This window comes from Pseudoalteromonas sp. UBA6610 (assembly GCF_002433295.1).
Taxonomy (GTDB): domain Bacteria; phylum Pseudomonadota; class Gammaproteobacteria; order Enterobacterales; family Alteromonadaceae; genus Pseudoalteromonas; species Pseudoalteromonas atlantica.
Genome location: NZ_DJHW01000141.1, coordinates 61,418 through 74,495 on the forward strand (window position 1 = coordinate 61,418; position 13,078 = coordinate 74,495).

The 13,078-nt window shown below is 43.3% G+C and carries 12 protein-coding genes; 5 read left to right on the top strand and 7 right to left on the bottom strand.

The annotated features are described in order from the left end of the window. Positions 1 to 31: 31 nt before the first annotated feature. From B4F91_RS18740 to B4F91_RS18760, 5 genes are all read right to left on the bottom strand, one after another. The gene (locus B4F91_RS18740) at positions 32 to 2,152 is read right to left on the bottom strand and encodes a methyl-accepting chemotaxis protein (RefSeq protein WP_286939195.1); all 2,121 of its coding nucleotides are present in this window, start codon (positions 2,150 to 2,152) and stop codon (positions 32 to 34) included. Between the two features lie 99 nt (positions 2,153 to 2,251). After that, positions 2,252 to 3,469 (bottom strand): organoarsenical effux MFS transporter ArsJ, encoded by a 1,218-nt coding sequence (gene arsJ / locus B4F91_RS18745; RefSeq protein WP_055255513.1) that lies wholly within the window; start codon positions 3,467 to 3,469, stop codon positions 2,252 to 2,254. Between the two features lie 31 nt (positions 3,470 to 3,500). Next, entirely contained in the window at positions 3,501 to 4,511 is a 1,011-nt protein-coding gene (locus B4F91_RS18750) for an ArsJ-associated glyceraldehyde-3-phosphate dehydrogenase (RefSeq protein WP_024032896.1), read from the bottom strand. A gap of 38 nt (positions 4,512 to 4,549) precedes the next feature. Continuing rightward, positions 4,550 to 4,903 (bottom strand): metalloregulator ArsR/SmtB family transcription factor, encoded by a 354-nt coding sequence (locus B4F91_RS18755; RefSeq protein ID WP_004587025.1) that lies wholly within the window; start codon positions 4,901 to 4,903, stop codon positions 4,550 to 4,552. Between the two features lie 362 nt (positions 4,904 to 5,265). After that, positions 5,266 to 6,150, bottom strand: a complete 885-nt coding sequence (locus B4F91_RS18760; protein ID WP_055255514.1) for a LysR family transcriptional regulator — start codon at positions 6,148 to 6,150, stop codon at positions 5,266 to 5,268. Between the two features lie 181 nt (positions 6,151 to 6,331). On the opposite strand from B4F91_RS18760, the gene B4F91_RS18765 reads away from it, so the two are divergent. The 3 genes from B4F91_RS18765 (at position 6,332) to B4F91_RS18775 (ending at position 9,764) form a co-directional block, all read left to right on the top strand. Next, positions 6,332 to 6,952 carry a glutathione S-transferase family protein gene (locus tag B4F91_RS18765; RefSeq protein WP_055255515.1) on the top strand — a complete coding sequence of 207 codons (621 nt, stop codon included), beginning with the start codon at positions 6,332 to 6,334 and terminating at the stop codon, positions 6,950 to 6,952. Between the two features lie 119 nt (positions 6,953 to 7,071). Then, positions 7,072 to 9,207: a pyridoxamine 5'-phosphate oxidase family protein gene (locus tag B4F91_RS18770; protein WP_286938620.1), complete on the top strand. Its 2,136-nt coding sequence runs from the start codon at positions 7,072 to 7,074 to the stop codon at positions 9,205 to 9,207. Positions 9,208 to 9,296: 89 nt separating this feature from the next. Further along, the gene (locus tag B4F91_RS18775; protein ID WP_286938619.1) at positions 9,297 to 9,764 is read left to right on the top strand and encodes a nuclear transport factor 2 family protein; all 468 of its coding nucleotides are present in this window, start codon (positions 9,297 to 9,299) and stop codon (positions 9,762 to 9,764) included. 278 nt (positions 9,765 to 10,042) lie between these two features. Here B4F91_RS18775 and B4F91_RS18780 read toward each other — a convergent pair whose 3' ends face one another. Then, positions 10,043 to 10,471 carry an organic hydroperoxide resistance protein gene (locus B4F91_RS18780; RefSeq protein ID WP_286938617.1) on the bottom strand — a complete coding sequence of 143 codons (429 nt, stop codon included), beginning with the start codon at positions 10,469 to 10,471 and terminating at the stop codon, positions 10,043 to 10,045. 135 nt (positions 10,472 to 10,606) lie between these two features. Here B4F91_RS18780 and B4F91_RS18785 point away from each other — a divergent pair, with 135 nt between their 5' ends. Then, positions 10,607 to 11,065: a MarR family winged helix-turn-helix transcriptional regulator gene (locus B4F91_RS18785; RefSeq protein WP_138685248.1), complete on the top strand. Its 459-nt coding sequence runs from the start codon at positions 10,607 to 10,609 to the stop codon at positions 11,063 to 11,065. Here B4F91_RS18785 and B4F91_RS18790 read toward each other — a convergent pair. Beyond that, positions 11,054 to 11,953: a LysR family transcriptional regulator gene (locus B4F91_RS18790; RefSeq protein WP_286938616.1), complete on the bottom strand. Its 900-nt coding sequence runs from the start codon at positions 11,951 to 11,953 to the stop codon at positions 11,054 to 11,056. The two genes, B4F91_RS18785 and B4F91_RS18790, sit on opposite strands and share 12 nt — an antisense overlap. Positions 11,954 to 12,066: 113 nt before the next feature. On the opposite strand from B4F91_RS18790, the gene B4F91_RS18795 reads away from it, so the two are divergent. Beyond that, the gene (locus tag B4F91_RS18795; RefSeq protein WP_286938615.1) at positions 12,067 to 13,077 is read left to right on the top strand and encodes a zinc-binding alcohol dehydrogenase family protein; all 1,011 of its coding nucleotides are present in this window, start codon (positions 12,067 to 12,069) and stop codon (positions 13,075 to 13,077) included. Position 13,078: the final 1 nt, after the last annotated feature.

The following is a 13,078-nucleotide window of genomic DNA, read 5'->3' on the forward strand; positions in this document are numbered from 1 at the left end:
GCTTTTTATATTTGCTAGGGTTGAGCTTTACTTACGTTTTAAGTTTATTAAGCTCGCTATCTTGCTGCGCTACCAGTGCATTAAGCGCTTCACTGCTATCGCCCGCTTTGGTAGATAAATCAGCAAGTTGCGATGCCGCATCAGAAATAAGCGTAAGGTTACGGTTTATCTCTTCGGTTACTAAGCTTTGCTCCTCGGCTGCGGTGGCAATGTGGGTAATTTGATTAGTAATTTCATCTACTTTTACTACCACACTGTGCAGCGCGTCAAACGCCACTGAGGTTTCGTCTACTGCGCTTTGCGCGCGTACTACGCCTTTTTCAATTACGGTTGATGCATTACCTACTTCTAACAATAAGCTATCTATAAGTTGGCTAATATCATCGGTAGATGAGCGTGTTTTAGACGCCAGTGCGCGTACTTCATCGGCAACTACCGCAAAGCCTCTGCCGTGCTCGCCAGCGCGCGCTGCTTCAATGGCGGCATTTAATGCAAGTAAGTTGGTTTGCTCTGAAATGGTTCTGATCACATCTAAAATTTGCGTAATATCTTTACTACGCGAAGCCACTTTTTCAACCGCTTGGTTGGCTTCTTTTATTTCTTCAGACATGGTTTTCACTTGGCTCATAGCCGATGACAAGCTCGACTCACTGCTAACCACTAAACCATTTATTTCATCCGCTTGTTGAGCAGATTGCTCAGAGGCTCTGGCAACTTCAAGTGCGGTGGCGCTCATTTCGTTCATAGCGGTCACTACGCTTTCAATTTCTTGAAACTGCGATTGCACATTATGTTTTGTATCAATAGCAATATGCTGTGCTATTTCGCCTTGCTGTTTTGTTTGCGACGATACATCTTTAAGCTCTGCAATTAAGCCACGTAGCTTAGCTAAAAAGGCATTAAAACCACCCGCAAGCGCAATTAGCTCTGCGTGGGTATCTACATGGAGCGTATGAGTTAAGTCACCTTCTGAGCTGGCAAGGTTATCTACACGCTGTTGAATTTGCTCAAGGGGTGCAACCACAGTGCCCACTACCACTTTCATAATAATAAAAGCAATTAAAGCAATAACAGCACCGGTTATTAAAATAACAACACCGAGCTGATTGGCCGAGTCACTCATGTTTTTAGCTAAGGCATTGGGCCCCTCTAGCGCTAAATTACTTGGCACTTCAATAAGTAGGCTCCACTGAGTGTTAGCCAGCTTAATATTAATTGGGTAGTTAACTAAATACTCGCTAGGTGTTTTAAAAAGGCCATGTTGCCCTTTAAATTTAACCAGCTCACTGTAAGTGTTACTACTAACCGCCTCTTTAAAGGGGCGGCCTAATTTAGATTTGTAATGGCTGCTGCCTACAATTAAACCTATATCACTTAAAAGTGTTACTTTTGCTTGGCCGTTATAAAGTTCGCTCGAAAGCTTTTCGGTTAAGCCCTGAAACGTAGGGAGCGTTAAATCAACGCCTGCTAAACCAATAAAGCGGCCCGATTTAGTAATAGGTACGGTTAAAGAGGTAAGCATAACCGAATCGCCAGAAGGTATTTCGTAAAGGTAAGGTTCCATAATACAGGGCTTAAGTGTATCTTTTGCGCATAAATACCAATGCGCTTCACGAATACCAAATTCGTTTAACGAGGTCAGGTATTTATCGGCAGCGTTAGCTACTTTTTGCTGCTCAATAATGCCGTTTTGATCACGCGTTATATATACTTCTAACGTGCCATCGCCATTAACTGAGTGTTTATATCCTTGCTTAAATTGCGCGTCTTGCCCATCAAAGGCATTGGCTTCAAACTGCGAATAAATTGACGATAAAAACCGATTTTTTTCAAGTATAGAGCGGTTAATGCTCACTACCGTGTCGCGGTTTAATGTTTGAGTATTAGCCGCATCACCAAGTACTGCAGCTAATGAGTTTGGAATTCGGTAAGCTTCGTTGATAAATCCGGCAATTTTTTCGCCGTAAGCAGCCGCGTTTGCGTTAAGCTTTTGCTCAACTTCAGCCACGATATAATCTTCAGACTCTTTAGCGAGCGCCTCGCTGTTTGATGACATTTGCCACCATAAAACCCCAGAAAGTACTAATACTGTTAAAAATGTACTCCCTACAGTTATCCATAATAACTTTTTTGCTAACGTGAGTTCTCGCACTTAAATTACCTTTTGTTAAAACACCCCTACAGTTTAATATACAAACTGCATCAAGCCATCAATAACATAAAATAATTTAAGTTTTTTGAACAATTAGGCCTAACGCTTGGCCAAAATAGCAGTGGTTATCGTGGCACCTATGAGTAAAGCAACGCTCACCCACAAACACGCTACAAAGCCATAAACCTGAAATACCCACCCCGAAAGCACCGTGCCCAGTAAACGCCCCATGGCATTGGCCATATAATAAAAGCCAACATCAAGCGATACACCATCGCTTTTAGCAAAGCTGACAATTAAGTAACTATGCACAGATGAATTAACGGCAAATACACCGCCAAAAATAAGCAAACCTATAATCAGCGTGGCATGTACGGCCACATCAAGTTGCATAAAAAGAGCTAATAGTGCTGTTACAACACTTAGCAGCAACACCCATAAATAGGCATGTTTAACGGTATCAATGTTTGAGTTACTGGTGCCGGTAATACGCGGCGCTTGCGATTGCACACCACCGTAGCCAATTACCCAAAGTGCCATAAAGCCACTTACCCACCAAAAGTTCCAGTTAAACTGCTGGGCTAAATAAATAGGTAAAGCCACTACAAACCATACATCACGCGCGGCAAACAAGCATAATCGTGCTGCACTTAGTAAATTTATTGCACGGGATTTAGAAAATAGCTCTTTAAACTTAGGCTTATTTTTAGCCTTGCCCATGTCGCCTTTTAAAAATACAACGCTAATAATCCACGCAATAGTGAGTAATAAAATAAGGGCTTTTAAAGCACCTACAAAACCCAGTACCGTAAGGAGTAAACCACCTAAAAAGAAGCCGACCCCTTTTAACGCATTTTTAGAGCCCGTTAAAATAGCCACCCATTTATAGAGCTGGCCTTGGCCGCTTTCTCCCTCAGGCACTAAGTGTTTAATGGCGCTTTTGGCGCTCATTTTATTTAGATCTTTTGCTATGCCGCTAAGCGCTTGCGCCGCCATAACATAAGCCACGGTGAGCCATTCACTTGGCGCACATAACATGGCAAGCGCCATTATTTGCAGCGCCAAGCCAAAGTTCATGGTTTTATTAAGGCCTAAATGAGCCCCTAGCCAACCGCCCACTAAATTGGTGATCACACCAAAAATTTCGTAAAACAAAAACAGCATGGCAATGGCCAGCGCACCATACCCTAACTGATGAAAATGCAGCACCACCAGCATACGTAGTGCGCCATCGGTTAAGGTAAATGCCCAGTAATTACCGGTAATTATTAAATACTGTTTTATTGCTGTAGGTAAATTAGCGAGTTGCTCAAACATGGTTAACGCCCTTAAAACCTTTAATTAATGGTTAAACCAAGTCACTTTTAGCAACTTTAAGCATAAGCTCGGCAGTACGATTAGCGTAGCCCCATTCGTTATCGTACCAAGCGTATAATTTAAGCTGGGTATTATTAATAACCATGGTAGAAAGCGCATCAATAATGCTACTGCGTGGATCGGTTTTGTAATCAATCGATACCAGCGGTTTTTCTTCGTAACCTAATACGCCAGCAAGCTCGTTTTTAGACGCCTGAGCAAACCACTCATTCACCTCAGCGGCAGTTACACCACGCTCAAGCTCAAATACACAGTCAGTAATAGATGCGTTAGTTAAAGGTACGCGCACGGCATGGCCATTTAACTTACCTTTTAGCTCAGGGAATATATGCGTAATGGCTGTTGCACTACCGGTTGTGGTAGGTATTAAACTTGTCCCGCATGAACGAGCACGACGTAAGTCTTTATGTGGCGCATCAATAATAGTTTGGGTATTGGTAATATCGTGAATAGTGGTCATTGAGCCGTGCTTAATGCCTACTTTTTCTTGCAGTACTTTTACAATAGGCGCTAAACAGTTAGTCGTACACGAAGCCGCAGTCACAATTTTGTGCTCATCTGGGTTATATAAATTATCGTTAACGCCCATAACCACATTTAAAATGCCGTCTTCTTTTACCGGAGCGGTTACCACAACGCGCTTAACACCTTGTGCTAAATATTGATTTAACAACTCAGTGGTTTTCATTTTACCGCTGGCTTCTATCACTACATCGCAATCAGACCAATCGGTATCGCTAATGGTTTTGTTATTGGTAACGGCAATAGTGTGTTTACCCACACTAAAGCTATTCTCGTTAGCTGTAACGCTGTGCGCTAAACGCCCGTGCACTGAGTCAAACTCTAATAAATGGGCATGTGTTTTAGCATCGCCCGCTACATCGTTTACTTTAATAAATTCTACTTCTGGCCACTCTAGTGCTGCGCGCAGTGTTAAACGTCCCATACGGCCAAAGCCGTTAATACCTACTTTAATTGTCATAATAAATACCTTTAGTAAAGTTATATCAATTTACTTAATTAACAGCAGCTTGCTGCACGCTCTGGGCGATTACCCATTGCATTGAGTCGATTTAAATCATCGTTATAAAACGCAGAATTTTCGTTTCGTGTTTGCGTTAGTACGCTAAGAGCCCATTGTGGCAGGGCTTTATTAATACTGTAATACACCCATTGATTTTGCTTACGGTCGCTCAATAGGCCACATTGCCTAAGCTGCGCTAAATGGCGCGACACTTTAGGTTGGCTCAGTTCAAGCGCAGCAACAAGCTCACACACACACAGCTCTTGCTCATGGCTAATTAATAACATGGCTTTTAAGCGTGTATCGTCGGCTAAGCATTTGTAAAATTGTAGTGGGTTGAGTTGTTCCATAGCATCCTCGTTTAGTTAGTGTGCATACAATAAAACAAAATAAGAATATATGAAATAGTGAATATACGATTTTTCGTATGTTTATTTAAAAGCCCACTTCAATTAATGTGATCTCTAGTAAATTGCAGCGCACAAAAAAGCCCAGTGGCAAACCCCTGGGCTTTTGTAGCGTTTTAGTATGGGCATACTTGGTGTGCTTTATCGCTGCTGCCATTTAAAGCCTTATGCTAACAAGGTATTTACGCAGGTCTGTGCGATAAAAAGATGCCCTACGCTTTGCTCTACTTCACGAGCAAATTCTAAATCAATAAGCAGATACGTTATACATTGTGCCTGCACAGTAGCTATTGAGGTAATTACCACTAAGTTGCAAAAGAAAGCGCAAGATGATCAAGTAATGCTCGTATTCTTGCCGGTAAGTGGCGGTTTGAAGCATACACTGCATTTAGCTCCAATATGCTTGCTTCGTAGGGTTCGAACAGTAACTGCAATGAGCCGTCTTTTACGTAAGGCTCTGTCACGTATTGTGGGCCCATGCCTATTCCTAGCCCTTGAGAAGCCATGTGGGTTACTGCTCTGGGGGAGTTAGAAGCAAAATCGCCGCTAACATTAACGGTGAACGTATTGCCATCTTCCTTGAACTTCCAGTTTTCAGGGTCGTTTTGAGAAGTTTGCAATAAACAATTGTGTGTCGCCAGCGCACGGGGATGGCTTGGTGTGCCATTGCGCTTTAAATACTCAGGAGAGGCAAAAAAAACAATACGCATATCCATTAATCTTTTAGCGATCAGCGTTGAATCCTTCAACGGCCCAAACCTCACAGCAACATCCACACCTTCATCGATAATAGCCACGTACTGATCAGACAGGTTCAACTCAACATTAATTTTCGGATGCTTGGCTAAAAATGGGGCCAGTGCATCGACTAATTTAGTACTGCCAAATGCGGTAGGTGCGGTTAAGCGAACCGTGCCAGACAGATCAGACTGTCGATGCTGAATGACATCTTCTAGCTCTTCAAATTGTTCCAACAAAGGAACGCATCGCACAAAATACGCCTGCCCAGTTTCGGTCAACGTAATACTTCGCGTAGTACGGTGGAACAACAAAGCACCGTGCTTTTTCTCTAACTGACCAATATATTTACTTGCTAGCTTAGTGCTAATGCCCAATTGTTTAGCCCCCGCGGTGAAAGATTTTTGCTTTGCCACCGCAATAAACGTGCGCATGCCGTCAAGTGTATCCATAAGAGCTCCTTATATTGCTCCGTGTAATGCTTCGCCCAATTTATGAACATTCTGTACATAGTGATTCCATAAATCAACATATTGTTCATAAGAGACTCAACGCCTAATATTTACCCATGCCACGACAGGTCAGTGGCTAACAGCAAAAGTCATCAGTTAACGATTAAATAAGGTAAATATCATGTCAAACGCCATTAAAATTCACGGTTTTCCATTATCCGGCCATGCCCACCGAGTAGAGTTATTTGCAAGTGTTGCAGGCATAGCCCATGAAGTTATTTATGTAGACTTACCCGCTGGGGAGCATAAACAAGCCCCCTTTCTGGCTCTCAATCCATTAGGTGTAGTACCAGTAATTGAGGATTCTGACGTGGTAATCCACGATTCAATATCAATCTTGATTTACTTGGCACGCAAATACGCACCTTCATATATTCCGCAAGATCTTGCCAACGAAGCTGAGATGCATCGTTTTCTTGCCATGTCAGCAGGAGAGATATCCTACGGTCCTGGTGCAGCGAGGTTAATTAATGTTTTCAACTCGCCGGTTGACCCTGTTTTCGCTAAAGAAACAGCAGCAAAAGCCCTAACAAAACTGGAACAGCAACTCAATGGCAATGACTTCTTGGTGGCAAATAAAGTGAGCTTGGCTGATTTTGCGATATACAGCTATGTCGCCCACGCTCCCGAGGGGGATGTATCTCTTGACCCATATCCGAATATACGTCGCTGGTTATCTAACGTAGAAGGGTTAAGCGGTTTCGTTCCTATGCAGGCTACAAAAGCGGGACTGGTAAAGTAAGTATTTGTTAAAGCGGCTCTGCCTTTCAATGAATAGGTTTGAGCCCGACATTCTTTTGCATCACCAGTTTAATATTTTTGGCAAATGCTTTTCCGGCGCACTGCGCTAATGGAGTCATTATGAACACACACATTACTTCAAGTGCTTTTCACGAAGGTGAACAGCAAATGCAAAGACGTGCCGGAAGTTACGAAAAAATGCGTACTATTGGCCGCCGCGCGATCCGCGAATTTATGCCAGATCAGCACAGGCAGTTTTTCCAACAACTGCCGTTTATGGTGCTGGGTAGTACATCAGATAAGGGGCAACTTTGGGCGTCAATTTTGCCTGGAAAGCCCGGCTTCGTGCAGTCCCCTTCCCCGACTCAGCTCACAGTAAACACCCCAATTTTATCAGGTGATCCATTAGCAGCAGCAATCACACAAGGTGCTCGATTGGGTTTATTGGGGTTAGAAATGTCGACCCGGCGTAGAAACCGCGTCAACGCTTGTGTTACCAGCGCAGCGAACAACCAGTTTGCTTTAGAGGTTGAGCAATCTTTTGGCAATTGTCCGCAATATATTCAAACTCGCGACCTTCACTTTATCCGTTCGCCAGATGCGCCATACAAGGCCCCGCGCGCTGAAACGTTTTTTGAACTAAGTGATAGCCTAAAGGCCTTTATCCGCCAAGCGGATACGTTTTTTGTTGCCAGTTCTGCGGGTCACGAACCTGCAAACGAAGTAAACCGTCAGGTATCTGCCCGTAATGCTATGGGGGTTGATGTGTCACACCGTGGTGGCATGCCAGGTTTTATAAAGGTTGACGAAAACACCCTCACCATTCCTGATTATGCAGGAAATAACTTCTTCAATACGCTGGGAAACTTCTTAGTCAACCCCAAGGCAGGGTTATTGTTTGTTGATTTTACCAGCGGCGATGTTTTTATGTTAACCGGCACGGTTACCTTGCTGGCGAGTGACTCACCGATAATTAAAGGGTTTCAAGGTGCGCAGCGCGGCTGGCAATTTACCCTAACCCAAGGGGTGACATTAAAAGCGGCACTGCCATTTCGCGCTCAATTCGACAGCTATTCTCCCAATTCTGAAGCAACGGGTACTTGGTCACAGGCAGAAGCAATCGTTAAAGCACAAGCTAAACGCAACCAGTGGCGCGCATTTACCGTCAGTAAAACCGAAGACGAGAGTAGTACAATCCGCTCATTTTATTTACAGCCTAAAGATGACTCTCCCGTACTGCCATTTTCCCCAGGGCAACATTTAACCCTGCGTATTAAGCAGCAAAATACTGAAAACTGGCTTGTGCGCAATTACACTGTATCCAGTGCCCCAACGCAAAGTGGTTATCGTATTTCAGTAAAACGTGAAGAGTATGGTCTGGTATCAAGTACCTTGCATTCTCGAATATCGATTGGCAGTGAAATACAGATTAAAGCACCAAGCGGCCATTTTTTTATCGATAACACACAACAGCGCCCAGCCATTTTAATAGGTGCGGGTGTGGGCATAACGCCAATGGTAGCCATGGCTAATGATGCAGTTAATGAAGGTATACGCACTCGCTATATCCGCCCAATGGCAGTTATTCAAGCGGCCAAAAACAGTGAGCAACGCGCTTTTTATGCAGAACTGAGCAACATTGCTAAGCGAAGCGCTGGGCGTATTCAGTATTATTCTGTGTTAAGTGATATTCACTACGCTCAGACAGAGAGTTCTGCGGCGTCGAACGATTACACTTCCCAAGGGCGAATTAGCCAAAGCTTGGTAATGGACGTACTCAATGCAATGGCCACAGAGCATAGCGTCGATTTCCCATCGCTGTTCGACAAAGACTTTTATCTGTGTGGCCCTCAGGGATTTATGCAAAGTATGTATGACTTACTGATCGGCATTGGGGTAAAAGATCAAGATATTCATGCCGAAGCGTTTGGGCCATCATCTTTAGCACGCCAATCAGCAGATACCAGCAACCACGCTGAGCTAGAGGCCGAATCTGCCGTGATAAAGTTTGCCCACTCGGGTATTGAACAAAGCTGGAATAAAGGTGATAGCCCCTTGCTAGAGGTGGCCGAAAGCAAAGGACTTACGCCACCATACAGTTGCCGCAGCGGCCAATGTGGCTCATGTGCGGTTAAACTAAAAAGTGGTGCTGTAACGTATCGCACCAAGCCAAGTGCGCATATTGACCCATCAGACGTATTGTTATGCTGCGCTGTGCCAGCGAAAGATTGCGACACTGTTATATTAGATTTGTAGCTCAATTAAACAGGCTAATATTCAAAGTCACTTATTGATGAAACCTATACAAGTTATTCAACGTTACTTTACCCAAAGAGGATTTAAACATGAGTACACGCCCACCACTGCCCCCTTTTACCCGCGAAAGCGCCATCGAAAAAGTGCGCCTAGCAGAAGATGGCTGGAACAGCCGTAACGCTGAAAAGGTATCACTTGCTTATACAGTGGATACCAAATGGCGTAATCGCAGCTCTTTCGTGAACAGCCGCGAAGAAGCCGCAGAATTTTTAACAAGAAAATGGGAAAAAGAATTGGAATATAGGCTGATAAAAGAGTTATGGGCTTTCACTGAAAATCGTATTGCCGTGCGTTACGCGTATGAGTGGCACGACGACAGCGGCAACTGGTTTCGCTCCTACGGCAACGAAAACTGGGAATTCGATGAAAACGGCTTAATGCAAAACCGCTTTGCTTGCATCAACGACTTACCCATCAAAGAATCAGAGCGCAAATTTCACTGGCCCCAAGGGCGCCGCCCCGACGATCACCCAGGACTGTCGGAGTTAGGGTTGTAAGCACACCCAATACAGGCGATACAGACGATAAAGTTTGCCCTCTATCGGCGTTCTTGCAGAACGCCTTAACCCTTTTCATCCTCCCAACATTTTTCAGCATTAAAGAGCTGCTTACTTAATCATTGCAAGACAAATACAGCTGTGTCAGTTGCTGGTATATGGGTTAATTTAATCATGCTGTTTTCATATATTTATAACGTTATTTTTTAATAAACTTTGCATACAAAAAAGCCCAGTGGTAAACCACTGGGCTATTACAATGCTAAGTAATCAGTTAATTAAATAACCGAAAGCTCAACTTCAATATTACCGCGTGTAGCGTTTGAGTATGGGCATACTTGGTGTGCTTTATTTACCAGCTCTTGCGCTGCTGTTTTATCCATATCACCGAGTGATACTGCTAATTTAACTGCAATGCCAAACCCGCCTTCAATCGCGCCAATAGATACTTCAGAGTTAATGTGTGTATCACTTGGTAGCGCAATTTTTTCGCTACTGGCTACAAATTTTAGTGCACCAATAAAGCACGCTGCATAACCAGCTGCAAATAATTGCTCTGGGTTTGTGCCTTGTCCGTCGTCGCCGCCTAGCCCTTTTGGGGTTGATAAGTTTACATTTAAACGGCCATCGTCTGATTTAGCTACACCTTCACGACCACCGGTTGCAGTTGCTTTTGCTGTGTAAGCAACGTTTTGTAATACATTCATAGTGAACTCCAAAGTTTATCAATTAATTTAATTTGCATGCAAAATAATAGGTCAAGTAATTAGAGATTGCAAATACTTTGCATGCAAATTAAAATGTTTTTTGAGTTGAAGGTATTAACGCACTAGGAGTTGGGTATGTCATTTGAGCAATTAAAATTAAAAAATCAGCTTTGTCATAGGTTATATATGGCATCAAATAGCATTGCACGTGCTTACCGTGAGCCTTTAGCTGCACTTAATTTAACGTATCCGCAGTATGTAGTAATGATGGCGCTGTGGGAGCAAGACAAAATAACCATAGCGCAGCTAATAGATAAAACCGCTATTGATGGTGGCGCTATGACCCAAATACTCAAAAAAATGACCGAAAAGTCTCTGCTGGCTGTTATTAAAGATGAGCACGATAAGCGTAAGCGCCTAATTCAGCTTACCCAAAGTGGGCAAGCCCTTAAAAACGAAGCCGCTGATATTCCAAAAAATATATTATGTAAGTTTGAAAGTGTAGACCCCACACAAGCCAAACAGCTAATGCAGCTGCTTGATTTAGTAATAAGCGATTTAACAACTAAAAACGATGATGAGTTAGCCCACTAACGCGGTTATTTTTTGTTGAATAAACGCCCTAAATGCGCTGATCACCGGTGTCATTTGGCGTCGGTCGGCGTACATCATATAAAGCGGTAGCGGATCGCTTTGCCACTCGGGGCATAAATGAACGAGCTGCCCGCTTGCTAAATCATCAATTACATCTAAGTACGACTTATACGCAATGCCTTTGCCCTCTAGCGCCCAGCGCCTAACCATTTCGCCATCGTTAACTATGTGTTGGCAATTTAGCTGCACTTTTTGCACTGCGCCATTTTTATAAAATCGCCACTCTTTAAACACTTCGCCAAAGCGCATAAAGGTAATGGTGGTGTGCTGCGTTAAGTTAAGTGGATGTGTAAGCAATCCATTGTTTGCTACATATTCAGGAGAGGCCACTAAAATACGCGTATTATTTAAAAAAAGTGGCGCTGCAATTAACTGCGAATCTTTTGGTACACCAAAGCGCAGTGCAATATCAATTGATTGGCTGTAAATGTCGCTTACTTCGTCACTTAAGTGCAATTTAAGTTTTACATGCGGGTAGTGTGCTAAAAACTCATTAAGCCATTCACTTAGTTTATTGCGCCCTAAGTCGCACGGGGCCGATACCTGTAGCGTTCCCGTTACTTCGCCCAATGCGGTTTGTACTGCAGCTACCCCTTGTTGAATAAGCGAAAGAGAGTCTTTGGCGTAACTTAAAAACTGCTCCCCTGCCACACTTAAGCGTAAGCTGCGAGTAGAGCGAATAAACAGCACGTTTCCTAAGTCTTTTTCTAGGCGCTTAATAGCTGCACTTACCGCCGCTGGGGTTTGCTCGTTTTGTCGTGCAGCTTCAGAAATACTAGCGCAACTGGCTACATCTATAAAAGTTTGAATATCGTTAAATGATCGCATATTTTCAATTAAAATTTGAAAGTGCTTTAGTTTTTCATGTCTTTTTCTATTTTTCAACTGAGCTATAGTGCTTATAAGTTAAAAACACTTGGTTAAAATCATCAGGAACGCACATGAAAGCATTTGGCTACACCAAAAACACTAAAACGCTTACAGCAAGCTCTATACAAGCAATTGAGCTTGATACCCCAACTGCCAGCGGGCACGACCTACTTATTGAAGTAAATGCTATTTCGGTAAACCCTGTAGATACAAAAATACGTGCAAATGTAGCGCCAGAGCAAGGCTACAAAGTATTAGGCTGGGACGGTGTAGGCGTTGTAAAAGCCGTTGGCGAGTCGGTATCGTTATTTAATGTGGGAGATCGTGTATTTTACGCTGGCGATTTATCGCGCCAAGGCAGTAATGCGCAATTTCAATTAGTTGACGAGCGTATTGTAGGCCGTGCGCCTAAAACATTAACCGACGCACAAGCCGCAGCGCTGCCGCTAACCAGTATTACCGCCTACGAAATGCTGTTTGATCGCCTGCAAGTGCCTAAAAATAAGCAAAATACTCAACAATCTATTTTAGTTATTGGCGCCGCAGGTGGCGTTGGCTCTATTTTGGTACAGCTTGCCAAGCAACTTACGGGGCTAAACGTAGTAGGTACTGCATCGCGCGAGCAAAGCGTAACTTGGCTTAAAGAGTTAGGAGCGGATCATGTGCTTGATCATACTAAAAACTTAAACGAGCAGCGCCTAGAGCTTGGTTTAGCTGAGTTTGATTACGTTATTAGCTTAACCCATACCGACCAATACCAAGATCAAATAGTAGAGTGTATTAAACCGCAAGGTAAATTTGCGCTAATAGATGACCCTTCATCGTTCGATATTTTAAAATTTAAGCGTAAGTGTATATCGGTGCATTGGGAGTTTATGTTTACCCGCTCGCTATTTACTACCGCCGATATAACAGCGCAGCACACCTTACTTAATGAAATTAGCGAGCTGATAGACGCAGGTACACTTAAAACCACGCTTGGGCAAAATTTAGGCCCAATTAACGCGGCTAATTTATATAAAGCACATCAAATTTTAGAATCGCACACCTCACGCGGTAAACTTGTTTTAGAAGGCTTTTAAG